The organism is Candidatus Paceibacterota bacterium (assembly GCA_028718635.1).
Lineage (GTDB): Bacteria > Patescibacteriota > Minisyncoccia > Phycocordibacterales > UBA9973 > UBA9973.
This window is the reverse complement of record JAQULK010000001.1, coordinates 200981-225894: the sequence shown is the minus strand read 5'-3', so window position 1 is coordinate 225894 and position 24914 is coordinate 200981. Positions and strand designations below refer to the sequence as shown.

Below are 24914 nucleotides of genomic sequence, written 5' to 3'. Positions count from 1 at the left end.
GCAGAAAGTGCAGTTATTTAGATAATAGCAGATTGACAAATAATGTCAAATAATCAAGTTTATTTTCTTGCTGCGATAATAGTTTCAGCGACGTTGTTCGGCACAATGTCGTATCTAAAGAATTCCATCGTAAAAGATGCCCGGCCTTCGGTCATAGAACGAAGTCCCGTCATATAACCAAACATTTCCGAAAGAGGCACAATAGCTTTTATTACCTTGTTCATTCCGCGGTCTTCCATCCCTTCTATTAGTCCGCGCTTTGAAGAAAGATTTCCAGTAACATCTCCCATGAATTTATCTGGAGTAACAACCTCCACCTTCATCATCGGTTCTAGAATAACAGGATTGGCGCGACGACAAGCATCTTGAATAGCCATACTGGCGGCAATTTTGAAAGCCATTTCGTTTGAATCCACTTCGTGATAACTTCCATCCCAAAGTTCTACTGAAACATTCACTATCTTGAATCCAGCTAAAATACCACGATCTAATCCTTCTTTGAATCCCTTTTCACAAGGGGCAATGTATTCCTGAGGAATCACACCACCTTTAATAGTATTAATGAATTCAAAACCAGGAGACCTTTTTGTATTTTTTGGCAAATCTTCCAATTCTTCTTTGGTTAGCATTTCCATCGGCTTCACTTTTATCTTCACATGCCCGTAGTTTCCGCGCCCGCCGGACTGCTTGATGTATTTTCCTTCTGCTTCAGAATTTCCAGTAATGGTTTCTCGATAAGCTACTTGTGGTTTGCCGACATTTGCCTCTACAGTAAACTCTCTTTTCATACGATCAACAATAATTTCAAGATGAAGTTCTCCCATCCCGGCGATAATAGTCTCCCCTGTTTCTTGATCACTGCTGACTTTAAAGGTCGGGTCTTCTTGAGCAAGACGATTGAGGGCCATACCCATTTTTTCTTGGTCCGCCTTTGTCTTTGGTTCAATACGTAATGAAATAACTGGCTCAGGAAAAACAATTCTATTTAGTTCGATAGGATTGTTTTCATCACAAATGGTATCTGAGGTAATGGTATCTTTTAATCCTACCGCAGCGGCTATTTCTCCCGCAAAAACCTGTTTTACTTCTTCTCTGTCATTAGCATGCATCCGCAAGATTCTACCAATACGTTCTTTATTTCTTGTGCGCGGATTGTAAACATAACTTCCGGCCATCAAGCTACCAGAATAAACACGGAAAAAAATAATTTGTCCGACAAATGGATCTGTCGCCACTTTAAAAGCAAGAGCCGCAAAAGGCTCTTTATCATCCGCATGTCGAACCATAGACTCTTCAGTATCTGGATTAATTCCAGGGATAGGAGGAATGTCAGTAGGCGCTGGTAAGTAATCAACGACGGCGTCGAGCACTAGTTGAACACCTTTATTTTTCAATGCCGAACCAGCAAATACAGGAAAAATTTCGTTAGCAATTACGGCTTTACGTAAAGTTTTCTTTAAGACATCTATATTTGGAATAACCCCCTCAAGGTATTCAGTCATCATTGCGTCATCTGTCTCCACTATCTTTTCAATGAGTTCGGCGTGATATTTTTCTGCTTCAGCTTTTAATTCTTCCGGAATTTCTTTTTCGACAACTTTGTTGCCCATCTCTCCCTCGAAATAATAAGCTTTCATTTTTAGCAGATCGATAACCCCTTCATGTTTTTCCTCAAGCCCGATAGGGATCTGCATACGAACGGCTTTTTTTGTCAGACGGTCAAGGATAGTTGCAAAAGAATGCTCAAAGGAGGCACCCGTTCTGTCTAATTTATTTATGAAACAAATTCGTGGAACTTTCGCTTCATCCGCATAGCGCCAGTTTGTTTCGGACTGCGGTTCCACTCCTGCGACGCCATCGAAAACGACAACAGCTCCATCGAGAACACGAAGAGAACGCTTCACTTCTACTGTGAAATCAATGTGTCCTGGGGTGTCAATAATATTAAAACGATGTTTCTTTGATTTGTCGGTCGGAGATGCATATGTGGGAGTCCAGAAACATGTCACAGCCGCGGATGTAATAGTGATTCCACGTTCGCGTTCTTGCTCCATCCAGTCTGTAGTAGTTTCTCCATCATGCACTTCACCTATCTTGTGCGAAACTCCAGTATAAAAAAGCACCCGCTCCGTTGTAGTCGTCTTCCCCGCATCAATGTGCGCAATAATTCCAATATTCCTGACTTTTTCTAAAGGGTAATCTCTTTCCATAAATTTAAACTACCAAGCAAAGTGCGCAAAAGCTTTATTGGCCTCTGCCATCTTGTGAGTATCTTCTTTCTTTTTAATAGCTGAACCCTCGTTCTTGGAAGCGGCAATCAATTCATCAGCGAGGCTTATATGCATCGGAGAACCTTTTTTATTTCGAGCTGCATCACGAATCCAGCGCATCGCTAGAGCAAGTCGGCGTTCTGCGCGGACCTCGACAGGCACTTGATAGTTAGCACCTCCGATGCGTTTGGAGCGCACTTCGGTCATCGGACCGGCATTTCTCAAAGCTAAATCAAAAATTTCTAAAGGATTTGGATTGCCTGTTTTTTCCTTGATTATGTCAAAAGCGCTGTAGATTATTTTTCTAGAAGTTTCTTTCTTTCCGGACCACATGACATAGTTAATAAACTTCTCTAGTTTTTGAGAATTATAAACGAAATCAGGCTTCACTATGTTTCTATTTTTTACTTTGCGTCTCATTTTTTTATTTTCCTCCCCTCCTTATCGAGGAGGGGTTAGGGGTGGTGATTATTTTTTTACTTCTTTTTTAGGTTTTTTATTTCCATAAAGCGATCTGGATTGTCTCCTCTTTTCTACTCCTTGAGTGTCCAAAACTCCGCGTACGATGTGATATCTTACTCCGATCAAGTCTTTCACACGTCCTCCGCGAAGCATCACGACAGAGTGTTCTTGCAAATTGTGTCCTTCCCCTGGGATATAGGCGGTCACTTCCATGCCATTTGTCAATCTGACTCTCGCAATCTTACGCAAGGCGGAGTTTGGCTTTTTAGGAGTAGTGGTGGAAACTTTTGTGCAAACTCCTCGCTTGAAAGGTGAAGGAAAAAATACTGGTCTATTTTTTAAGACATTAAAACCTTTCGCCAAAGCCACTGTCTTGTGCTTGGAGCGAACTTTTGTTCTATTTTTCTTAATTAATTGGTTTATTGTTGGCATAAGTAAATAAAATAGCCCTAAGGGACTATGCGCATAATGTACTATAAAAATAATCAAAGCGCAAGCCCCCACACCTACTTTAATATCGCTTTTTATTCTGCCAATAAAAATAGTTAAGAAAAAAAATATTTGATAATTTTCAATTACAGAATTAATTATATTAAAAAAAAGCAGAATAATATTAAAGTAGGTGTGGGGGCAAGCCCTATGTTTACAATACCAACCCAGTTACCAAATGAAAAAGAAACGCTAATATCGGGTATAAATAATCAGAAAAGAAAACAATGAAAACAAGTAGAAGAATTAAAGAATATTGCTCATAAGCTAGAATAAAAGAAAAAGCTCTCTCGGGTAAAAAAGAAAAAAGTATTTTTGAACCATCCAAAGGAGGAATCGGGACTAGATTAAAAATACCTAGAGCTAAATTTACAATCACAATTGCGGAAGTTATAAAGTAAAAACCGGCAGGCAAATCAAAAGAAGCTGAAACGCGAATGATAATTCCAAAGATAATCGCAATAAGAAAATTGGCTAGAACACCAGCAGAAGCGACAGCGATAGTCCCCCATTTCTTGTCACTCAAATTGTTTGGATTATAAGGTACTGGTTTTGCCCAGCCAAAAAGAAAACCTGCATGCGAAAAAATCAAAACCGCCGGCAAAAGTATGGAACCAAATAAATCTAAATGCTTAATTGGATTTAAGGTCAGGCGACCAGCATCACGAGCGGTATCATCACCAAAATATTCCGCCATAAAACCATGAGAAACTTCGTGAATAACTATCGACATAATAAGTATAGTTATATAAAAAATTGCATCAGTACCTTGCATCCCGTTAGAAGCAGGTCGCGGTCAATATGTCGCGATTTTGCTTTATTATGTTATTAATTTTTTTTTTGATTATCATATTTATTTTTCTTAAACTGCGACCGCGGCTTCTAACGGGATTGCATTCCTATAAACTTAATGATAACATAAGCGGAATGAAAAAAATATGTATGATAACTAAAAAGGGTCCAATCATTGGAGGCGGGTATTCCAACAGAACTCGTGCCACTCAATTCAACCCAACCGGTAAGAAAAAAAAGTACCCAAATCTTCAAAAGAAGAGAATTTTTATACCTGAATTAAACAAAACCATCAATATAGAAGTCAGCGCTAGGGGTATGCGCACCATGAAAAAGCGAGGCACTTATGCCACTCTCCTCAAAGCTGGGCTAATAAAAGGCTAAATAGGTTATTTTTTTAATTTTTTGGGGCGACCTAATAAATAAAAAATAATATTGATTAAGATTATTAATCCAAAAGCGAACTCCCACGTTGGCTTTGGATTATAAAGATCTACGCTTATTAAAAGCGTGATTATTAAAATAAGGACGCTCAAAATAATGGATGTTGAGAAATAAGTAAGTTTTGGATTCATATATCTATAATACTATAAATTTACGCTGGTACAAAAGTCAGCGCGGTGCCTTTTTTACCGCTACGGCCTGTTCGGCCTATGCGGTGCACGTAAGTGTCATAGGTTTGCGGCACGTCATAGTTGATAACATGAGTAACATCTGGAATATCGAGACCTCTCGCCGCCACATCTGTCGCAATCAAAATACTTATTTGATCTTTTTTAAATGAATCTAAAGTACGAATGCGCTCACGGCTCCTTTTGTCGCCATGAATGCACCCCACCTTGAATCCCATATGGGCAAGTTCTTTAGTTAATGTGTCCACGCTATGTTTCATTTCCCTGAAAATTAAAACTTTGTTTGAACCGTCTTTACTTAAAACTTCGTGCAGTTTTTCTAATTTTTCTTCCTTAGTTCTTACGCGAATCACATCTTGATCAATATTTTTTGCTGTCTCACCAGAAATTACAGAAATGAAAACAGGATTTTTTAAATATTGTTCTGTTAATTTTTTGATTTCTGGAGAAAGAGTCGCTGAAAAGAAAAGGGTTTGTCTTTCGGTCGCTGTTTTTCCTATAATGTAAACCATATCATCCCGAAATCCCATATCGAGCATTCGGTCTGCTTCATCAAGCACTACTGAATGGCAAGTGGAAAGATCTAAAACCTTTTTTTCAATCAAGTCCCGCAAACGCCCCGGAGTGCCAATAACAAAAGAAACTCCCATTTTTATTTCTCTAATTTGTTTCATGATTGGCAAGCCTCCCACGCAAGCTACCGAAAACATTCCGAAACCGAAAGCAAGATTTTTAAAATCTGTTTCTATCTGTAAAGCAAGTTCGCGAGTCGGCGCCATTATTAAAACTGTTTCTCTTTTCTTTTGTCCTTTGGTTTTTGCAATTTTTTCAATCAAAGGAAGTAAGAAAGCTGCCGTCTTGCCGGTGCCTGTATTTGCCATGCCGAAAACATCCTTGCCTTCTATCACTGCAGACATAGCTTGGTCTTGGATAGGGCGTGGATTCGTAAATCCCGCTCTCTCAATATTTTTATGAAGTTGCGGATTAAAAGGAAAATCTGCAAAAGAGTGTTTTGCTACATACGGCTTTTCTTCTATATGCGTTCCTTTTTTTATGAAACGAGAAAAATCGATCCGTTCTCCGCGAGATCTTTTACTTGATCCGCCTTTTTTAAAAGAGGGTCTTGAATTATTAAATTTTCTTCTGCCAAAACTAGATTTCCCGCCAAAAGAACGGGTAGACGTTTTAAAAGAAGTGTGACCTCCAAATTTCTTTGGATTAGCCTTTTTTTGTGCGTACATAATGGGTCACTCCCAATATGTAAATAGATGAGAATGATGTTTTTAGAATAGCATTTCTGTATTATTTTGTCAATGTTTTACTCTCCCCGCACCAGACCTAGGGGAATCCCCTAGGTCTGGTGCGGGGTATGTTATACTAAAAATATGAAAGCCTACTTAGATATAGTAAAGAATGTTTTAGAAAATGGAGAAAAAGTGGACACTCGCCAAGGCACTCCTGCATATACAATAGCCGGAACTTTTTTTGAACACGATATGTCAAAAGGATTTCCTTTATTAACAACAAAAAAAATGCCTTTTCGCCTTATTTCTACTGAATTAGAATTTTTTATAAAAGGGATCACGGACAAAAAATGGCTGTTAGATAAAAATAATCATATCTGGGATGAATGGGCTTCCCCTAAGAAAGCACCCTATGGACACGATGAAGCTTCTAAAAAAAGAATGCTAGAAGAAAGAGACCTAGGACCGATTTATGGATTTCAATGGAGACATTTTAATGCTAAATATGAAAATTATGATACTGATTACACAGGCAAGGGGGTAGATCAATTAAAAAGACTTATAGAAATATTAAAAACAAATCCAAGAGATCGCCGAATGATTGTGAATGCGTGGAATCCTCTTCAGCTAGAAAAAATGGGGCTTCCCCCTTGTCATTATTCTTTTCAAGTCACCACTATTAATGGGAAATTAAATTTAATGTGGAATCAGCGTTCAGTTGATACCATGCTCGGTCTTCCATTCAACATTGCAAGCTATGCTTTACTACTTCATCTTATTGCTAAAGAAGCAGGGTTAAAAGAAGGAAAACTTGTTGGATTTTTAGCAGATGTTCATCTTTTTGAAAACCATGTGGAGGGTGCAAAAGAACAACTTTCTCGAGACCCGCAAAAATATTCATTACCAAAAATAGAGACAGAAAATTGGAAATCTATTTTCGATTGGAAAGCTGAAGACACCAAAGTTCTAAATTATCAAAGTTATGGCAGAATTCCTTTTGAGATAGCAATATAATTATGATTTCTTTAATCGCCGCTATTGGTAAAAATAATGAACTAGGTAAAAGCAATACTTTGCTTTGGCATTTACCTGTCGATATGAAACATTTCAAGGAAACAACCACGCTTCATCCAGTAATAATGGGACGCAAGACTTTTGAATCCATAGGACATCCCCTGCCCAACAGAAGAAATATAGTGATCACTCGCAATGTGAATTATAAAAAAGAGGGCGTCGAACTCGCATACTCTCTAAACGAAGCTTTGGATTTATTCCCGGATCAAAATGAGGAAATTTTTATCATTGGTGGCGCAGAATTATACAGACAAACTATGCCTATCGCAGATAAACTTTATATTACCCACATAGATGCAGAAGATAAAGACGCAGATGCATTTTTCCCTGAAATTATTCCAATTGTTTGGAATGAAGTCTCGCACATTGAACATGAAGCAGATGAAAAAAATATTTATCCCTACACTTTTTCAATTTACGAAAAATTCCAATAAATTTTATGGGTCTTCGTCTGTTTTAATTCGTATAAAAACGTCTTTGCCTTCTGGGGATTTTTCTTTTCTATACTTTCTCTTTTTATTTATTTCAATTTTTCTTAATAATTCTTTCTCTAAATCAAAATTCATCGTTTCGCACATACCTAGAATAAAAATCATCACATCGGCAAATTCTTCCGCCACACCGGGAAGATTTTTATTATGCTTGGAAAAAGCTTCAGAAAGCTCTTCGTAAGCTCGGCAAAATTCTTGCGCAATATCCGTCGTATTGAATCCATGCTCAATCTTGTTTCTTATTACCTCTTTTTGTAATTCTTTTAGATCTATCATAATTTAATACGATCAAGTGTAACTTTTGCTTGTTCTAAAATATCTACAGAAAGTCCGGTTGGGTAATCTTCTTTGGCAACTATCCTAATTATTCCAGCATTAATAATCATCTTTGCACACCATGAGCATGGCGCAAAGGATGTATACAATGTTGCTCCCTTGGTACTAATTCCATGCTTTGCAGCATGTACAATTGCATTTTCTTCCCCGTGACAACATACACATTCACTTTTACTATTTTTATCATAATTGTATGTTCCTGATGGTATTTTGCCTTTATAAACATTAATGCAACGTACACAACCACCATCAATGCAGTTTTTTACATTAGTGGGTGTACCATTATATCCTGTAGAAATAATTTTTTTATCTATTACAATCACGGATCCTTTGGCTGGACTAATACAATTGGATCTTGTTGCGACAACCTCTGCAATTTTCATAAAATATTCATCCCAAGACGGACGCTTATCTTTTATGGTTTTTTTAACTGCCTTTTTCATTTATCTAATATACTACCAAATACAAAAAAAGCCACCCCGACCTATGTCGGGGCAGCTTTTTTATTTTAAAAATTTGTTTAGTCTTTCACTTCTACCCACACATATTTTTCTGCTGAAAAATTGTCTGGGCACGCCTCGCGCCGTCGCGCTCCGGCCGGTAGAAGTAATTTAAATTACTTCTACCCCCATACTTCGAGCGGAGCCGGCAACGATGCGAATTGCTCCCTCTATATCTTTCGCATTTAAATCTGCCATTTTCTTTTCAGCAATTTCACCTGCTTGTTTTTTTGTTATTTTACCTACTTTTGCAGTAGCATTTTTACCTGAACCCTTTTCTATCCCGGCAGCTTTTAAGATAAGTCCTGTTACAGGCGGAGTTTTGACAACGAAATCATAACTACGATCTTCGTAGACAGTGATCTTCACAGAAACCTTATCTCCAGCCATTTTTTGCGTGGCAGCATTAAATTTAGTAACAAAGTCTCCAATGTTAATACCAGCCTGACCAAGCGCAGGTCCCAAAGGTGGCGCAGGAGTCGCTTTGGCGGCCGCAATTTGTAATTTAATTTTTTTTGTTATTTTCTTTGCCATCCCAGTACTAAAATTTTATTTATAATTAATATTGTTAATCTATACTATTTTCCCTTTTTTGTCTATTTTTCTAATTTTTATTTAATCAAAAATTAGGCAAAGCCGTTACGGGACAAGTACAATTTTATATCTTTTTTACCTGTAGAAAATCTAGCTCTACTGGCGTCTCGCGACCGAACATCGAAACGAGCACTTTCACTTTTCCGCGATCTTGATCAATATTGTTTACCTTGCCTTCCAGATCCTTAAATGGGCCATCGGTAATGCGAACCGTCTCGCCCACAACCATATCAATGTTGTGCCTGGCAGTTCCAGCATCCATCTTTTTGAATAAGTAATCAACCTCTTCTTTTTTTAATGGAACGGGGTTGACTCCTGCGCCGACAAAGCCAGTCACCCTAGGCGTATTGCGCACCACATACCAAGAATCATCCGTCACAATCATATCCACCAACACATATCCGGGATAAATTTTTTCTTCCACTTCTACTCGCTTGCCGGCTTTGATTTTTATTTTCTTTTCAACTGGGACAATCACGTTAAAAATTTTATCATTCATCCCGAGAGAGTCTATGCGCTGTTTCAAATTACGAAGAACAACGTTCTCGTATCCGGCATAAGTATGTATTGCGTACCAATTTCTTGTTCCTAGCGTTTCTTGTTTAGCCATCCCAGTAGTAAAATTTTAATTAATAATATTTATCGACTATGTCCCATTTGCTGAATTTACTACGGGACAAGTGTTCTTAAGGGGTAATTATTTTTTGTAAGACTTGGGAGAAAATAAAATCAAAAAAACCTAAATAATAGGCAATCACCACGGATAAAACAATAACTAAGAGCGTATAATATAAAGTTTGATTCCTAGATGGCCAGATAACATGTTTTAATTCTGTTTTTGTTTCTTCTAAGTATTCAGTGATTTTTGACATATACTTCCCCGCCTATAGCGGATTTTTAAATTATTTTAAAAAAGCCCCCTTTCAAGGGCTTTCTTAATAATACTCTTTTTGCTCAAATAGTCAAATGAACCCCCCTCTCCTTAACAAGGAGAGGGCTGGGGTGAGGTCTTTCTACCTTATTTCGTAAGTTATAGTCACATCCGAGCTGATGGTGTTCTCCCCTTTTGGAATCACTGCCGGTGCCGGAGCTGCCCCCGCACTATCTTTCATCATAGCGCTCGCGGTATACATAATCGGAGTATTTCCATTTTCACTGAAAGAAGTAATTTTTCCCAAACGTACTCCTAAATCTTTTGCCAACACTTTTGCTTTTGCTTTGGCGTCATCAATAGCTTTTTTCCTTGCTTCTGCTTTTAAAGAATCTTCTTTATCAATTGCGAAATTAGGGCCGTTCAAATCAGAAACGCCTGTTGTCCCTAGTCCTTGCATAATATCACCGACAGAATCGATATTTCTAATTTTTACCGTAATACTTTCGTTTGCTGTATAGCCGACAAGCACTTGCCTGCCAGGAGGACAATAAGAAGGAGAAGTTGAGCCAACTGCAATCCCGGCTGTGCCGGCACCCACAGGAACAGGAGGGCAAACAGCATTTTGATATTGATACTTAGGATTAAAGGATGCATTCGCGGTCTGAATATCTTTGTCTGCCACCCCTTTTGCTTTCAATAAATCTAAGGCTTTTTTCTCTATGGTTGCCACTGCCGTTTGAGCATCTTTCACTGTTTTTGCATCTTGGCTAATCGTAAAATAAATATTCGCTATATCAGGCACCGCTGTGACTTCCCCGTGCCCAGAAAAAGATATAGTGTTAGGTGTTTTATCTTCGTCTCTATCGCCTCTACAATCAAACAAAGCATTTGCGACCACAACAGCCAAGAAAACAATAAGCGCGATCTTTAATCCGTTATATAATTTTACTTTTTGTTCTGGCGATATTTCCATATATTTATTTTTTAATCGCTAGTAATTCGACATCAAAAATAAGGGTCGCATTCGGCGGGATAACTCCTCCGACACCAGTTGCCCCATAAGCATCCGCTGGAGGTATAGTAAGGATTTTTTTCTCTCCCACTTTCATTCCGACAATTCCTTTTTCCCAACCAGGGATAACTTGTCCGGAACCCAAAGTGAAATTGAAAGACTGTACGTGGTTAAATTTCGGATCGACATTTGAATCAAAAACTGTACCGTTTTCTAAACGGCCGGTATAATTTACAGAAACTGTGTCTCCATTTTTCGCTACTTCTCCCACTGAAACAGAATCCTCAGATGGAATAGTTGGAGTAGTATTGTCAGAAACATCATTAACAATATTGTTTACGTCATTATTCAAAGGCATATTTTCTTTATTTTTAAGGCTGATAAAAATTAAAACTCCCACCAAAGCTAAACAAATCACCACTGCCAAAACTATATTCATATTTTTTTTCTCTGTATTCATAATTAAGATTAATTAGATTTTTAATAATTTAATTATAACAACAAGTAATCAAGCTAAGCAAGTTAGAGTCTTGTCCAACGCACTTTAAATATCCCCATTCATCCTCCCCTTCGTCTTCTCCCCCACTACCCCATCCGAGCAAAGTAACAATAGGGCTGGTTTGAAAATGTTGGGATTGTTTAGCGAGGTAGTTAATCTCTTGATGCCATGTAAAAGAAATACAATGAAGTGGGGTCGCGGGTTGGGTCGGGTTTTCATATTTTAATAATATCATGACTCCGAGTCGGAAGTCATAATGTGCAATGTGTAAAACTATTTGTACAAACATAATGCAATGTAGAAGGAACTCCTTGCAGATATTATATCACGCTCAACCCGCTCCACTAAAAAATAATCAACTACTCCTTTTTATTTCGTCCCGCAGAAACATCAGTGTTTCCCGCTTCAATATCTTTCTAATTTTTTGGAATTGATCAGGTGCGAGCAAAGAATTCAAGTCCTGGTTGATAATCGTTTCAGTGATGTTTTTCTCGATAAAATCCGCTAGCTCCCTAAAAAACTCCGCGACAGACTTTTTCCTTCTTTCCTCAATCACTTCCTTGTCATAAGTGAAGCCTTGAAAGAAAAAATGATGGATGTCATACAGGTCGCGCCCGGCGATGGACTCGTTTTTCTCATAACGGTCGATAAGCGCCACCAATTTATTGGCAAACATCGTTTCGATAGTCTGGCAAGTAATGATCCTGTCAATATCAGCAAATTCCTTGGGTTCATATTTGTTGGCCAAGGGCGGAGGAAAAGTAACATCCAATTTTATCGTGTTTCGCTCATGATCTTTAGCGGGATATTTCAAAAAATATTGCGGAACGTTTTTGCTTCGGTCTTTTATTTCCATGCCGAGCTTTCTGAAAACTTTTTCCAGTTTTTTTTGAACCATCGGAACATCTTCCTTTTTACCGGTAAAATCAAAATCCAAATCCACCGAAAAACGATCAAGATACCCGAGCATCGCCGCACAAGTTCCGCCCTTGAAATACAAAAACCCAGCGAGTTGAGGCTCGTCGTAAATTCCCGAAAGCAACCTGTAAAGCCAGGCTTTGTGGATGGTGTCTTTGGTATTGGGTAAAATCATAAATTATTTCCGGTAATGCTTAAAGGTTGGCGAATAGCCGATAGTCTCCTGTATCTCCTTGACCTTGCGCCAATTTATCAAACCTTCCGCGTCGAAATGAGTCTTGGGATTGAAATATAGCATATCCGCCACCGCTCTTTCTGCCATCGCCCTTTTCACTCCATCTTTTTCAATTATGCCGGCCGGATTATATAGAAACCGGTCAGCTAATTTCCGGGAATGGAAATTCTGTCCGTTTATGGAAAATTTCTTTGACACTGAACTCACAAGGGTAATCCGATTGATTTTTTGCTGGATAATCCCTTCTTGTGCCAAGACCGTTTCCGCACTCATGTATGCATATCTATGCAAAGCCTTTGCGCCCAAAAGCGCTGGCTCCAGTTTCTCAACCGGCTTTAAGGAATACAGGCCTCGATAAACTCGCGTCAATAATCCGGCCCGGGTGTAACGTTTTAAAGTGGTATGCAAAGTATTTTTGTTCTTTATCTGCCATAAATTAGCCAGATCGCCAGCGTGAAAAATTACCATACCCAACCCGGCTAATTGCGCAAAACGACCTAAATAACCGCTTTTTCTTGCAACTTTATCATTTTTACCTGTACTCATATGTACAGTATAATACAATTATATAAAAAGGCAACTGTTTTCAAAATAGCGCCACTTACACAATATTAACTTCGGGCACTAAATCCAGTCCGAATTTTTCTTTTACGGATGCAATTATTTTGTTTGCTAACTCCAAAATCTCTAAACCTTTCACCTCTCCGTAATTTACTAAAACTAGTGCTTGCTTTTCATGCACCCCGACATTCCCCACTCTGTGTCCTTTCCATCCGCACTGTTCAACCAACCAAGCAGCAGGAATTTTTATAATTCCATTATTTTCAAAATGAGGGATTTCCGGATAACTTATTTGCAAAACTTGCAGCTGTTCTTTCCCCACAAAAACATTTTTAAAAAAACTCCCGGCATTGCCTATAATTTTTGGGTCTGGTAATTTGCTTTGGCGTATACACATCACAGCATCGCTAATATCTTTTGGGCTCTTAATTTCTATTTTATTTTTTTCTAAAAAATCTGACAAAATTTTATATTTTATGTTTCGCTTTTCTTTTTTGCTTAATTTTAAAGTAATAGCTGAAATAAAATATTTATTTTTTAATTTATTTTTAAAAACACTGTCCCGGTATCCCAACTTGCACTCTTCTTTGCTAAAAATCCTTTTTATTCCTGTTTCAATTTCAAAAGTTTCAACGTTAAAAAGCACATCCTTGAGCTCTAGTCCATATGCTCCTATGTTTTGTACCGGCGCAGCACCGACAGTCCCAGGAATGAATGATAAATTTTCTATGCCCCAATATCCATGATTGACAGCAAACATTACCAAATCATGCCAAAGTTCTCCGCCCGCTCCGCGAATATAAACATTTTCAGAATCTTCTTCCGTGATTTCTATGCCTCTTAATTTATTTAAAACCACCATTCCGTCAAAATCTTTGGTAAATAAAACATTGCTCCCTCCCCCGAGGAACATTTTCTTATTATTTTTAAATTCGGGCAAAACAAAAAGTTCTTTCAGATCTTTTTCAGATTGCACTTCGACGAAAAATTTCGCCTCGACGTTGATACCGAGGGTGTTTAACTTAGAAAGATTGTAGTTCTTTAAAATTTCCATCCCGTTAGAAGCAGATCGCGATCAACTCACGTATCTTATGTTTTATATTATTAATTTCCCAAATATTTGATTTCATATTTTGTTTGTTTTTAAATTGCGATCGCGGCTTCTAACGGGATCCATCACTTCTATGCTATACCCCCACACTTATTAAATCAACAATAAGTGTGGGGGTATACCAAAAGAAAAAAATTCGCTATACTTCATATATGGTTAAATTTCCTGATGAATTAATCGCTGACACAGAACAAAGTGCCGTACCAGATAAAACAAGGAAAAAAAGAAAAACTCCGAAACCATTCGGGAGATTTTTAAGAATCCTCGGTCCAGGGATTGTCACAGGAGCAGCCGATGACGATCCGTCTGGAATCGCTACATATTCCCAAGCGGGAGCGCAATTCGGGTTCTCCTTGCCCTGGACTATGCTTTTCACTCTTCCGCTTATGACCGCCGTGCAAGAAGCTTGCATGCGCATAGGAGCCGTCACCGGCAAAGGATTGGCGGCCGTGGTCCGTGAACGTTATCCCAAAATAGTATTGTATCCGATCGTATTGCTCGTGGTGTGCGCTAATACTCTCAATATCGGTTCAGACATCGGAGCAATGGCAGCCAGCACTCGGCTTATTATTCCGATTATTCCATTTTCTGTTTTAGCGGTTGGTTTTGCTATCCTTATAATATTATTAGAAGTGCTTATTCCTTATCGCACGTATATTCGTATTTTAAAATGGCTGGCAATGGCATTATTTGCCTATTTCATTACAGCATTTTTAATTGCCGTACCTTGGGTTGATGTATTAAAATCTACTCTCATCCCCCAGGTCCAATTCAATAGATCTTTTCTGTACATCATAGTCGGAATTTTTGGCACAACTATCTCGCCTTATTTATTCTTCTGGCAGACGAGCAACGTTGTCGAGGACAGTATCGCTAAACATAAAATGCCCCAAAGCGGTGGCATTCCTAAATTAACAAAATCTTATTTAAAAAATCTGCGTATTGATAATGCCGTAGGTATGCTTTTTTCCAACGTCACTGCATGGTTTATCATCGTAGTGGGAGCTCTCGTGCTCAATCAAAATGGAGTGACGAATATTAATACGGCTGCTGATGCCGCCCGCGCTCTTGAACCATTAGTACACACATTTCCAAACGCTGGCTTTCTGGCGAAGCTTATTTTTTCCATCGGAATAATTGGCATCGGTCTTCAGAGCATACCGGTGTTGGCGGGAAGTTCTGCCTACGCAGTGGCTGAGACCTTTAGCTGGCGAGAAGGACTGTTCCGCAAATTCAAACAATCGCGCAATTTTTATTTTGTGATTATTGTCGGCACCTTGATTGGTCTGGTTTTTAATTTTATAGGTTTTGATCCTATCAAGGCGCTTATCTTTACCGCCGTATTCAACGGAGTCGCAGCAGTCCCTCTAATTTATTTTATTACAAGACTTTCTAGCCGAAATGATGTAATGGGCGAGCATAAAAGCGGTCTAGCCTCAAAGCTTGGACTCTGGGCCGCTTTTGTATTAATGGGCGTATTTGCCATAGCGCTACTCGTTTCGTTTTTATAATTTACTCTACCCCATAGGTCTTGCCATGGAGTTGTTGTCATTCTCTGACAACAGTCACTGTTCCATCTTTATTTAATCTGATCACCTTGGATGCTTTGCCTGCAATAGCGCCTCCATCCACATACAGATTAACTGAGTTGCCAAAATATTTTTTTGCTTCATCGATATTTTGCACAGGAGGCATATCTTCTATGTTTGCCGAGGGAGCGATAAGTGGACCTGTTTGGATCAACAAATTTCTAAGTTCTTCATTAAGAGGAACTCTAAATGCAAGAGTATTCGTTCCTCGATGCAAAAATGCAAAAGCATCATCCGGGCAATCTAAAACAATACTCAAAGGTTCGGATCCTTCGATTCCGCTTAAATTAAACAAACTTTCTTTTAGTTTGCTTTGTTGCTGTTGTGATAAAGAAATGGAAAACTTTTCCAGTTCGTTAATATTTCCAATTAATATAATGCAAGGCTTATTGGGGCTTCTTTTGCGCAAGGCGTAAATATGCTCAACTGTCGCGAGGTTTTGCGCCCTTCCGACTATTCCATATATAGTATCAGTCGGCATCACTGCCACCCCACCATCTTTTAGAACTTTTATTAAATTAGGGTTATTCCAAATCATTATGGAAATAATTCTACTCTTAGTGTATTATTTATACAATACAATGATAAAAAGATTTTTAGATTTTTGCGAAAATACAGAAAATAAAATAAGGGCATTTTTGAGTCGTTATCCCATTATTTATGCGTTTATTGGAAGTATCGGCGTAGTACTTCTTTGGCGCGGAATCTGGCACACTGCAGACGACATGAGCATGAGCAGCACTCTTTCTCTTCTTTTGGGAATTATTATTCTTTTAGTAACAGGCTTGCTTGTCTATGAATTCATCGGAAACCGTCTTATCATCTCCGGCCTTATCGGTGAAGAAAAAATTACAAAAAAAGAAGAGGGTGAAATTAAAAAGGAAGAAAAAGAAATTCAAACAGAAGAAGTTCAGCTCAAAAACTTACAAAATACACTCTCTAGATTAGAGAAAAAGCTGGACCATATAGATGGTGAAGTGAAAAAAAAAATTAATTAAGATACTCTGCTATTTTGAATGAAACGTACCCAAGCAAGCCAAGCTGAACGGTCGGAGTTAATCCCGTTCCTAAAACAGGAATAATAGGCATGAGGGAATTGTACGCCCACCTGCCTGTTCCAAGTCCCCAATATTCTATAAAAATGGAAATTATTATTCCGATAAAAATTATCAGCCAACTTTTATTTTTGAGTGGAGAATAAAAAATAAATGGCAAGGTAATGATTGCGACAATAAGGGCATCAGCTAAACTGGCTCGCAAAAGTATAATCTCCGTGATTTTTCCACCCATATAATTTGCATAAAAAACAGAATGCAAATTCTCCCAAATTACATTCAGAATAAAAGCAGAAGCAAATATTGAAAGAATTTTTTTCATTTTAATTATTTTAAGTTCATTTGTTCGCCGACTTCTTCTTCTAATATTTTTGTTTCACTAGAAACAATATGTGTTTCATTATTGCGTGCAATTTTAATTTTTCCAATAAAAGCAGCGATAATTGCGGCTACTCCTCCTACGGCTAACCCGTAACGTGGACCTATGTGTTCTCCAATCCAACCAATGATTGGTCCACCGATTGACGTGGATCCAAGAAAGGCCACTGTCCAAAGTGCCATTACTCGACCCCGCATTTCTGGTCTGCTTTCCGTTTGTAAAGTTGTATTACTTAAAGAAATATAATTAATAGAAAATATGCCGACAATAAACATAACTAAAATCATAAGAAAAATATTTGGCATAAATGCGGCAATTGTTAAAGATACGCCTAACCCCATGGCCGACACAACAATCATATTAGAGGATATTTTTTTTCTGCTGGCTGCCAGCAAGCCACCTACAGCAGATCCAATTCCTATAAAAGTTTGCAAAAATGCATAACTTCCAGCATCGCCATGAAAAGTATATTGAGCGATTAATGGCAGCGAAGTGGCAAATTCATACGACAAAGTACCAATAATCGCCATCATTAGAAGTGTGTTAAAAAGAATTGGGTTAGATCGCACATAACGCAAACCCTCCATTAATTGCCCACTTTTATTTTGAGCTCTAAAAGTTAAATGTAACTCCTTTTCCTTCATAATGGAAAAAGCAATAATTACGGCAATGAAGGAGATTGCATTAAAAATGAAACACCAACCGATTCCAACAGATAAAATTAAAATTCCAGCTAAGGCTGGCCCAATAGCACGAGCTAAATTAGACTCCATTACATTTAAAGAAACTGCATTTTGTAAATTCTCCTTTCCTACCATCTCTGGAATAAAGGTATGTAATGTTGGGCTGTTTATAACATTGACTAATCCAAGGATTAAGGCGAATATATAAACCATATAAATTTGGATACTATGAGTCAAAACAAGAATACCTAATACTAAAGCCAAAACACCAAAAATACCTTGGGTTAAATAGAGAATCTTTCTTTTTGAAAATCTATCAGCAACCAACCCGCCCCAGGGACCCAAAATAAGAATCGGTAAAAATTGAAAAGTGTACACAATTCCAAGCTGAGTACCTGAATGTGTTAGTTGTAATACAAGCCAACCCTGAGCGATTGTCTGTATCCATGTACCAGACAAAGAAATTGCCTGACCAATAAAATACAATCTGTAATTTCTTATTCTAAGCGAAAGAAAGGTATTTCTGATTTTATTTTTCATTAATGGGTGCCCGGAGAGAATTGAACTCTCGATATCGGCTCCACAAGCCGAAGTTTTACCACTAAACTACGGGCACCATGTTATGAGGATTTACCTCGTATTCTATATACTGACAGATTTTTTTTAAATTTCAAGGATTCATCTTTATAATGGTGAACTAAAAAATGACAATTGTTACAAAGCCATGCAAGATTTGATACATGATTATTGTTTCTATTCTTATCAATATGATGGGTAGAAAGAACTCTTTCATCTTTTGTTCTACATAAATTGCAAAATTTAGGAATCTTATTTCTCGCCAATACGCTTCTGTAAGCAGATAACCCAGTTTTCCAATTATGATGTTTAATTCCTATGAATTCTTGATTTCTCCACACTGTTTGGCAAGACTTGCTACAAAAGAATTTACCACTTTTAGATTTTTTTAGTCTTTTTAACTGTTTATAGGTCTTTTCTCCACAAATCTCGCAGGGTAAAAATTTTCCACTTCGTCTAGCTTTGTACTGACATGCGGTAGAACAATACTTAGCCCAACCATTCTTTAGAAAAAATGGTTTACCATAAAATTCTTTTGAACATAATTTGCATTTAACTATTGGCATAAGTACATTATACCAAAAAAGAAAGACAAGGTAAACAAGAACACTTGTGGATATTTTTCACAAGTGTTCTTGCCACTTAAAGAGATTCTTTAATATTTCTTTTGTGCCCAGGGGGAGATTTGAACTCCCATGCCCTTGCGGGCGCTACCACCTCAAGGTAGTACGTCTACCAGTTTCGCCACCTGGGCATATTATGAGTATAACAATAGATTAATAAAAATTAAACAAAAATTTATTCTGCAACTTTTTCTACTGCATCGTTTGCTTCCTCTGAATGAGCGATGGAACGCATTTTTTTGCGAACATCTTTGACTGCCTTGGTACGGATATAGTAAAGTTTTGACCTGCGAGCGCGAGACCTTTTAGTTATTTTGATTTCCCCTATCATTGGAGAATATAACGGAAAAATTCTTTCTACTCCAACACCAGAAGAAACCTTTCTGACGGTAAAAGTAGCACCCGCTTCAGTGCCATGTTTTCTAGCAAGCACGATACCCTCAAAAACTTGAAAACGAGACTTGCCTTTTTCATCTATAATCTTTGACGAAACAGAAACAGTATCTCCAGCCTTGAAATTAAGCTTCTTTCGCTCTTCGATATCTACCGGAGTGAATTTTATTTTATTGATTTTATTTCCTGCCATCCCATTAAAAAATTTAAATAATAAACTTACTACTTCTTACCAGTCCGCTGATTTTCTAACGGGACAAGTAGTCGATTTAATCTAACATAAACAACCTCTTTAAGCAAATTCTTGCTGATAACACTTCACGCAATACACAATATTAGGACTTTCGGGAGAATAAGGGGTATAAATATTTACACCGCATTTCATACAATTTCGGTGATGCAACTTTGGTTTATTCATTCTGGCAAATCGTTTAATTTCACGGCATTTGGGACATTCATGCGGGATAGGTAAATTCATTTTACGCAATAAATCATATTCACCCTGAACTACCCTATATCCATTCCCACAATTTTCACATTCAATAACTTCGTTTAAGATATCTTCTCCTGTATTCGCAATTTTTTCCGGTAAAGAATTTGCTGGTTTAGAAATATTATATACGATATTTTCTCTATCACTCCAGTTAAACCCTTCACGGGTCGCTTGCTCTTTTGTCTTTGGGAAAAAACGTATGGCATTTGATTTATTATAAGAAAATTTACTTAACTCGGATGGAAAAAATTCTCCATAATAATATTTGCGTCCCAGTTTATCTATATACGGATTTATTTTCATATCTGCGATAATTTCATTTTTCAGTTTCTCGTATTCTTCTTTGGAATATTGTTTATTTAGGATGCAATATTGCTTTCTCTTTAGATTAAAACAGCCAAAATTATTTTTGCCGGATATATTCCAAGAACAATATTGAAGATTAAGAGAATCCGGCCAACAGCCATAACAAAAATAAATTGAATTCGCGTTCTCTCCTACAGTGGCAGATTCATAAATAAGAGAAGAATTGTTACCCCAGCCAGAGTAGTCCATGCAATCTTTTGCAGTAGGAACTGTTATAAACTGAGTCCATTTACAATTTTCTGCACCATTTACAACATATACCTCTTTAGAATTTTTAGATGTATACACATGTTCTCCTGTTACATTTAAATTTAAAGAATGGCCATCATATTCTCTATATGGTAAAGTCAGCCAAAATTCATGCGCTCTTTTTTCAAGCTCGCGTAATTTACTCCAAGAATCTAGACTGAGTTCTTTTAATTTTTCCGCATATTCTTCTTTAGAATATTTTACATTAAAAATATAATTAGAAGCTCCACGAAGGTTCACACATCCGATGCAATTGGTGCAACCGTAACAATTACGCGAAAACCATACATCCACACAGGTATCACATTCATCGGAAAAAAAAGTTCTATAATTTTTCGTAAAACCTATAGACTCATAACATAATTCTGATTCATATCCCCTAATACAATCTGCACTATATTTCAAACCATTTAATAAAGAAGAGTAAAAAACTGTATCACAATAATCAGCCCAGAAAACTAAATAACAATCTTTACTCCAGGCAATATCATTTGAATAATCAGAATTTTTTAATGTTAAATAAGCTGTTTCAAGCGCAGCATACGGCGTTTTGTTACTCAACTCTTTTAATTGTTCCAAAAACGGACGCGATGGATCGTAGTCCATAGCATACTCTGTGCCATCCCAAGAATCTCCCCACCAGCAAGGTTGGCAGTAAGTTGTGATTTTTGTTTCCGGTTCAAAAGTTGATAGAGTTTTAATCCCACACTTTTCACAATTTCGCCAAAACAAACTCCAAGTATTGTGAATAGCAAATCTACGTACTATTCGGCATTCTGGACACCAAGAGGGCGATGGAACTTTTATCTTTCCATAGAAATTAAAATCTTCTGGCTCTATCGTGAAATCTTTTTGGCAATTTTGGCAGGATTTAGTTTCTTGATTCATAATTAATTCACCTCTCCCCTTGCTTTCCCCTCTCCATAAATCAATTTATGGAGAGGGGTTGGGGTGAGAAAGTATTTCTTAGATTCATTTTACCACCTTCTCAAACTCTTTTGGAATTGCGGATTCCACTTTTATAGTTTCCCCTTTTAAGTTCTTAAATTCTATGGATTTGGCATGCAGGGCCACTCGAAAAATGCCTTTCGGGCAAGGATTATCAGGATTATAAAGCGAATCGCACACAATGGGATGATTCAAATATTTCATATGCACCCTGATCTGATGCGTCCGGCCAGTTTTTGGTCTTATTTCCAGATAGGTAAATCTTTGTGGCTTCGCTTCAAGTAATTTTCCACCCCTGCGCCCTTCTCCTGCGGAGTGGGACCCTCGGGGATGTAAAATTTCTTGAAGCTTCGCCTTAGCAACAAAACGTTTCAAAACCCTATACTGGGTTATCGCTTCTCGCATCTCTCCCCGGGCTCCTCTGCCAGCCGAATAACGGCGAAAATCTTTCGGGCTTCGCCCGATTGGCTTATTTATTATCCCCCTCTCATTTTTTACATTGCCGGAAACGATAGCATGATAAACTTTTTTTATCTCCCGATTTTGAAATTGTTTTTTTAGAAATTCGTGAGCTTTTTTATTTTTAGCCAACAAGAGAACTCCGGAAGTCTCTCTATCAAGTCTATGCACTATCTCTAATTTCAGATATTTTTTTATAAATAAATCTAAAATTGTTTTCTCTTTACTTCTTTCGTCAGGGTGCACCAAAATTCCAGACGGTTTGTCTATGGCCAGGATATTTGCATCCTCGTATAAAACTTTTATTTTTGAATTTGTTATTGCTGGCATTATAATTCAGAGTTATCTGCAATCAGAATATATACTGTTTTATAAACTGAGTACATGAATATAGTAAATATGCCGACAAAAATTAATGGGGCGCCTGCATTAATGAGGTCAGCTGAAATATTAACTGACTGCTTAATTAAATTAAATGGGTTTAAAAAAAGATCCCAGCTATTCCATCTTTCGAATCTTCCCAAATACACTCCGAAACTCGAAACAAAACAAATAACAAAAATTATCAGTTCAGAAATAAAATTGCTTAAATGATTTTTGAAATATTGATGAATACGATAAAGAGAAACCATTCCCAAAAGCAAACCGACCCATCCGAAGAAAAAGAAGAGCAAGCTGTCATACCACACGAAGGACGCAGGACTCGAGACTATGTGCGTAACATCAGTCACTAAATATGGAGCATTTGGGAAAAACAAAAGCCAGAAAATAAACAATGGTATAAAAATACTTATTGATGTTTCCTTTTTAATAAAATACGAAGAAATTATGTAAGGTATCCAAGCTAAAAAAAGATTCCAGATCAAATAACCAGGAGTTTCTACTCCCGACAAATCCAAACGAAAAAGGATAAAAATAATAGCGATAACCGACACCACGATGAGTATTTGAGTTATTTTTCTGATTTTCATATTGTGCTAAAAAATTATAAAAAACTTGCTTTTATTAAACTAATCTAATATAATCTCATATAGTTAATACATTAGATTAATTAATATATGAATTACAATAAACGTATTCAAAATATACCACAAAGTCTATGGACAATCATCAACCAAATTGATGAGTTAAAAGGAAGATGGATTGGTGGAGCGGAGATAAATCCGCAGGCGCTCGGAAGATTGAAACGCTCGGTTTTAATTACTTCGGCTGGCGCATCAACTCGTATTGAAGGAGCAAAACTTTCAGACGAAGATGTTGAAAAAATGATGCGCGGACTTTCTATGCAAAAATTCGCTGATCGGGACAAGCAGGAGGTGCAAGGATATTACGAACTGCTGAATAATGTTTTCAATTCTTATAACAAAATACCATTTTCGGAAAGTAGTATTCAGCATCTGCATAAAGAACTTTTGAAGTATGTAGAGAAGGATAAGCTTCACAGAGGCGAATACAAAAAAACAGAGAATAGGGTTGAAATGATAAACGAGGCTGGTGAATCCGTCGGCGTGTTATTTGATACTACGCCTGCTTGGCTTACGCCAAAGGAAATGCAGGAGTTAGTGGAATGGACAAAAGAATCTTTTATTCAAAAAGAAATCCACCCACTGCTTATTGTTGCTAATTTTTTAATTGAATTTTTAAATATTCACCCATTCCAAGATGGCAACGGCAGACTTTCCAGAGTACTAACAAATTTAATGATGCTTCAGGCTGGCTACGCGTATATGCCTTATGTCTCGCATGAGAAATTAATTGAAGACAACAAAGCTGAGTACTATATCGCTCTTCGCAAAAGTCAGAAAACTTTAAAATCTAACAATGCAAATATTGAGCCATGGCTTGAATTCTTTTTTAATGTTCTACTCACTCAGGCAAAGCAAGCAATTGAATTATTGTCAAAAGAAAATATTGAAAAACTTTTATCTCCAAAACAGCTTTTGGTTTGGGAATATCTTGAAAAAGTTTCTGAAGCAACCCCGGGAGAAATTTCAAAGAACACAAAAGTAGCGAGACCAACTGTATCACAAGCAATCGACACTCTTTTGCGTTTGAAAAAAGTGGAACGCATCGGACAAGGGAGGACGACGAGGTATAGAAAGAAGTAAATTAAATTACACCAAACATCCTCTCCCAGCCAAAGGAGGTTTCTTTTGGCAAGTGCTCACTAATAAAATTACGAAGGTCAGGTTTATTGCTTACAAATAAATTTAGCACTTCAACTATATCTGTCATAAGCTCACCCACTGTTCCATCAGAATCATCAACCCCATTGCAAACTTTTTTATCCAGCTTCACAAGAAAATCAATACATATCTTTGCCGACTCTTCGCATATGGGAAGTTTTGAAAGTGCGTACCGCATAAGTCGCCCGCCTTTTAACAAAGTATCTTGATACGTAAACCATTTTGAAGACGGTCCGTCATAATATTTTATATATGATAATCCGTGTTTCAATTCTTTTTTGATAGCAACTAATTCTTCTTTTGTGATATCTCGTATTTGTCCAGAACATACTGCTCGATCAAGCGGACTTGTGATGAGCTTGAAGTTTTCAGGATTATATTTGAAGATTGCAGCAATAGCGAGTGCAATCATATGTTTACAAAGAATGTCTTTTTGCCCTAGGTAGCAACTGCAAGACCCTTGGTCAAAATCATTAGCTTCAACAAATACTTCATAAGGATGCGCACCAGCAACAGCGGCACTAAAACCACGAATATCTGACTTTATTTTCCCAACCTTGCCGTCATTAAATAATTTGTACCCTTTTTTGAATTCTTCTTCGCCCACACCTATTTGAATATCGAAAAGCGAGAATTGCGGTAATAGGAATGTTCTATTGTTGGATTTTTTATCCATGATATAAATATATCATTTTTTCTATAATCAAGCTCTATTAAATAGTAATGTAATTTACAAAATAGAACCTAAATATTTTTGGGTTCCAAATAACTTAAGAGGTACCCCACTAGGAATACTTTTTTTGTATTCAACTTTCCAAAAA

At 37.4% G+C, this 24914-nt stretch carries 30 protein-coding genes and 2 tRNA genes; 6 read left to right on the top strand and 26 right to left on the bottom strand.

Features of this window, described 5'->3' with window-relative positions:
• Positions 1–59 precede the first annotated feature (59 nt).
• The 4 genes from fusA to PHT16_01150 form a co-directional block, all read right to left on the bottom strand.
• Positions 60–2210 (bottom strand): elongation factor G, encoded by a 2151-nt coding sequence (gene fusA, locus PHT16_01165; protein MDD5721041.1) that lies wholly within the window; start codon positions 2208–2210, stop codon positions 60–62.
• 9 nt (positions 2211–2219) lie between these two features.
• Positions 2220–2690, bottom strand: a complete 471-nt coding sequence (rpsG, locus tag PHT16_01160; GenBank protein MDD5721040.1) for a 30S ribosomal protein S7 — start codon at positions 2688–2690, stop codon at positions 2220–2222.
• Between the two features lie 48 nt (positions 2691–2738).
• Positions 2739–3164 (bottom strand): 30S ribosomal protein S12, encoded by a 426-nt coding sequence (gene rpsL / locus PHT16_01155; protein MDD5721039.1) that lies wholly within the window; start codon positions 3162–3164, stop codon positions 2739–2741.
• 211 nt (positions 3165–3375) lie between these two features.
• On the bottom strand, positions 3376–3996 hold the full coding sequence (locus tag PHT16_01150; protein MDD5721038.1) for a site-2 protease family protein: 621 nt from the start codon (positions 3994–3996) through the stop codon (positions 3376–3378).
• Between the two features lie 167 nt (positions 3997–4163).
• Here PHT16_01150 and PHT16_01145 point away from each other — a divergent pair, with 167 nt between their 5' ends.
• Positions 4164–4397, top strand: a complete 234-nt coding sequence (locus tag PHT16_01145) for a bL28 family ribosomal protein (protein ID MDD5721037.1) — start codon at positions 4164–4166, stop codon at positions 4395–4397.
• A 211-nt stretch (positions 4398–4608) separates the two neighbouring features.
• Here the strand turns inward: PHT16_01145 and PHT16_01140 are convergent, their stop codons facing one another.
• Positions 4609–5886 (bottom strand): DEAD/DEAH box helicase, encoded by a 1278-nt coding sequence (locus PHT16_01140; GenBank protein ID MDD5721036.1) that lies wholly within the window; start codon positions 5884–5886, stop codon positions 4609–4611.
• Between the two features lie 144 nt (positions 5887–6030).
• Between PHT16_01140 and thyA the strand changes: the two genes are divergently transcribed.
• Positions 6031–6903 (top strand): thymidylate synthase, encoded by an 873-nt coding sequence (gene thyA / locus PHT16_01135; protein MDD5721035.1) that lies wholly within the window; start codon positions 6031–6033, stop codon positions 6901–6903.
• A 2-nt stretch (positions 6904–6905) separates the two neighbouring features.
• Complete coding sequence (locus PHT16_01130) at positions 6906–7397, top strand: dihydrofolate reductase (protein ID MDD5721034.1); 492 nt, start codon at positions 6906–6908, stop codon at positions 7395–7397.
• A 3-nt stretch (positions 7398–7400) separates the two neighbouring features.
• On the opposite strand, the gene PHT16_01125 is transcribed toward PHT16_01130, so the two are convergent.
• The 10 genes from PHT16_01125 to murB form a co-directional block, all read right to left on the bottom strand.
• Complete coding sequence (locus tag PHT16_01125; GenBank protein MDD5721033.1) at positions 7401–7730, bottom strand: hypothetical protein; 330 nt, start codon at positions 7728–7730, stop codon at positions 7401–7403.
• Entirely contained in the window at positions 7727–8233 is a 507-nt protein-coding gene (locus PHT16_01120; GenBank protein ID MDD5721032.1) for a cytidine/deoxycytidylate deaminase family protein, read from the bottom strand. Before PHT16_01120 ends, PHT16_01125 begins: the two co-directional genes overlap by 4 nt.
• A gap of 168 nt (positions 8234–8401) precedes the next feature.
• On the bottom strand, positions 8402–8824 hold the full coding sequence (rplK, locus tag PHT16_01115) for a 50S ribosomal protein L11 (GenBank protein ID MDD5721031.1): 423 nt from the start codon (positions 8822–8824) through the stop codon (positions 8402–8404).
• Positions 8825–8948: 124 nt separating this feature from the next.
• Positions 8949–9494, bottom strand: coding sequence for a transcription termination/antitermination protein NusG (gene nusG, locus PHT16_01110; GenBank protein ID MDD5721030.1), 546 nt, complete (start codon positions 9492–9494; stop codon positions 8949–8951).
• A 76-nt stretch (positions 9495–9570) separates the two neighbouring features.
• Complete coding sequence (secE, locus tag PHT16_01105) at positions 9571–9756, bottom strand: preprotein translocase subunit SecE (GenBank protein MDD5721029.1); 186 nt, start codon at positions 9754–9756, stop codon at positions 9571–9573.
• Positions 9757–9897: 141 nt separating this feature from the next.
• The gene (locus PHT16_01100; protein ID MDD5721028.1) at positions 9898–10731 is read right to left on the bottom strand and encodes an SIMPL domain-containing protein; all 834 of its coding nucleotides are present in this window, start codon (positions 10729–10731) and stop codon (positions 9898–9900) included.
• A 4-nt stretch (positions 10732–10735) separates the two neighbouring features.
• On the bottom strand, positions 10736–11230 hold the full coding sequence (locus PHT16_01095) for an FKBP-type peptidyl-prolyl cis-trans isomerase (GenBank protein ID MDD5721027.1): 495 nt from the start codon (positions 11228–11230) through the stop codon (positions 10736–10738).
• A 394-nt stretch (positions 11231–11624) separates the two neighbouring features.
• A complete protein-coding gene (locus PHT16_01090) occupies positions 11625–12362 on the bottom strand; it encodes a nucleotidyl transferase AbiEii/AbiGii toxin family protein (protein ID MDD5721026.1) in 738 nt (245 codons plus the stop codon).
• Positions 12363–12365: 3 nt separating this feature from the next.
• Positions 12366–12968 carry a hypothetical protein gene (locus PHT16_01085; protein ID MDD5721025.1) on the bottom strand — a complete coding sequence of 201 codons (603 nt, stop codon included), beginning with the start codon at positions 12966–12968 and terminating at the stop codon, positions 12366–12368.
• A 55-nt stretch (positions 12969–13023) separates the two neighbouring features.
• Positions 13024–14037 carry a UDP-N-acetylmuramate dehydrogenase gene (gene murB, locus PHT16_01080; GenBank protein MDD5721024.1) on the bottom strand — a complete coding sequence of 338 codons (1014 nt, stop codon included), beginning with the start codon at positions 14035–14037 and terminating at the stop codon, positions 13024–13026.
• 209 nt (positions 14038–14246) lie between these two features.
• Here murB and PHT16_01075 point away from each other — a divergent pair, with 209 nt between their 5' ends.
• Positions 14247–15605, top strand: a complete 1359-nt coding sequence (locus tag PHT16_01075; GenBank protein ID MDD5721023.1) for a divalent metal cation transporter — start codon at positions 14247–14249, stop codon at positions 15603–15605.
• 37 nt (positions 15606–15642) lie between these two features.
• On the opposite strand, the gene PHT16_01070 is transcribed toward PHT16_01075, so the two are convergent.
• A complete protein-coding gene (locus tag PHT16_01070) occupies positions 15643–16221 on the bottom strand; it encodes a Sua5/YciO/YrdC/YwlC family protein (GenBank protein ID MDD5721022.1) in 579 nt (192 codons plus the stop codon).
• 1 nt (position 16222) lies between these two features.
• On the opposite strand from PHT16_01070, the gene PHT16_01065 reads away from it, so the two are divergent.
• Positions 16223–16681: a hypothetical protein gene (locus PHT16_01065; protein MDD5721021.1), complete on the top strand. Its 459-nt coding sequence runs from the start codon at positions 16223–16225 to the stop codon at positions 16679–16681.
• Here PHT16_01065 and PHT16_01060 read toward each other — a convergent pair.
• The 9 genes from PHT16_01060 to PHT16_01020 all read right to left on the bottom strand — a co-directional run bounded on the left by PHT16_01060 (position 16674) and on the right by PHT16_01020 (position 22878).
• Entirely contained in the window at positions 16674–17060 is a 387-nt protein-coding gene (locus PHT16_01060) for a hypothetical protein (GenBank protein ID MDD5721020.1), read from the bottom strand. The two genes, PHT16_01065 and PHT16_01060, sit on opposite strands and share 8 nt — an antisense overlap.
• Before the next feature lie 5 nt (positions 17061–17065).
• Entirely contained in the window at positions 17066–18340 is a 1275-nt protein-coding gene (locus tag PHT16_01055; protein ID MDD5721019.1) for an MFS transporter, read from the bottom strand.
• A 5-nt stretch (positions 18341–18345) separates the two neighbouring features.
• Positions 18346–18416, bottom strand: a tRNA-His gene (locus PHT16_01050).
• Between the two features lie 4 nt (positions 18417–18420).
• The gene (locus tag PHT16_01045) at positions 18421–18942 is read right to left on the bottom strand and encodes a hypothetical protein (protein ID MDD5721018.1); all 522 of its coding nucleotides are present in this window, start codon (positions 18940–18942) and stop codon (positions 18421–18423) included.
• A gap of 104 nt (positions 18943–19046) precedes the next feature.
• Positions 19047–19130: transfer RNA gene (locus PHT16_01040), tRNA-Leu, on the bottom strand.
• A 44-nt stretch (positions 19131–19174) separates the two neighbouring features.
• On the bottom strand, positions 19175–19585 hold the full coding sequence (gene rplS / locus PHT16_01035) for a 50S ribosomal protein L19 (protein MDD5721017.1): 411 nt from the start codon (positions 19583–19585) through the stop codon (positions 19175–19177).
• 99 nt (positions 19586–19684) lie between these two features.
• A complete protein-coding gene (locus PHT16_01030; GenBank protein ID MDD5721016.1) occupies positions 19685–21388 on the bottom strand; it encodes a hypothetical protein in 1704 nt (567 codons plus the stop codon).
• A gap of 84 nt (positions 21389–21472) precedes the next feature.
• Positions 21473–22237: an RluA family pseudouridine synthase gene (locus tag PHT16_01025; protein ID MDD5721015.1), complete on the bottom strand. Its 765-nt coding sequence runs from the start codon at positions 22235–22237 to the stop codon at positions 21473–21475.
• Positions 22237–22878: a DUF1361 domain-containing protein gene (locus tag PHT16_01020; GenBank protein ID MDD5721014.1), complete on the bottom strand. Its 642-nt coding sequence runs from the start codon at positions 22876–22878 to the stop codon at positions 22237–22239. The genes PHT16_01025 and PHT16_01020 overlap by 1 nt, the downstream gene beginning before the upstream one ends.
• A gap of 87 nt (positions 22879–22965) precedes the next feature.
• Here PHT16_01020 and PHT16_01015 point away from each other — a divergent pair, with 87 nt between their 5' ends.
• Positions 22966–24015, top strand: coding sequence for a Fic family protein (locus PHT16_01015; GenBank protein ID MDD5721013.1), 1050 nt, complete (start codon positions 22966–22968; stop codon positions 24013–24015).
• A gap of 1 nt (position 24016) precedes the next feature.
• On the opposite strand, the gene PHT16_01010 is transcribed toward PHT16_01015, so the two are convergent.
• The gene (locus PHT16_01010) at positions 24017–24769 is read right to left on the bottom strand and encodes an SWIM zinc finger family protein (protein MDD5721012.1); all 753 of its coding nucleotides are present in this window, start codon (positions 24767–24769) and stop codon (positions 24017–24019) included.
• Between the last annotated feature and the right edge of the window lie 145 nt (positions 24770–24914).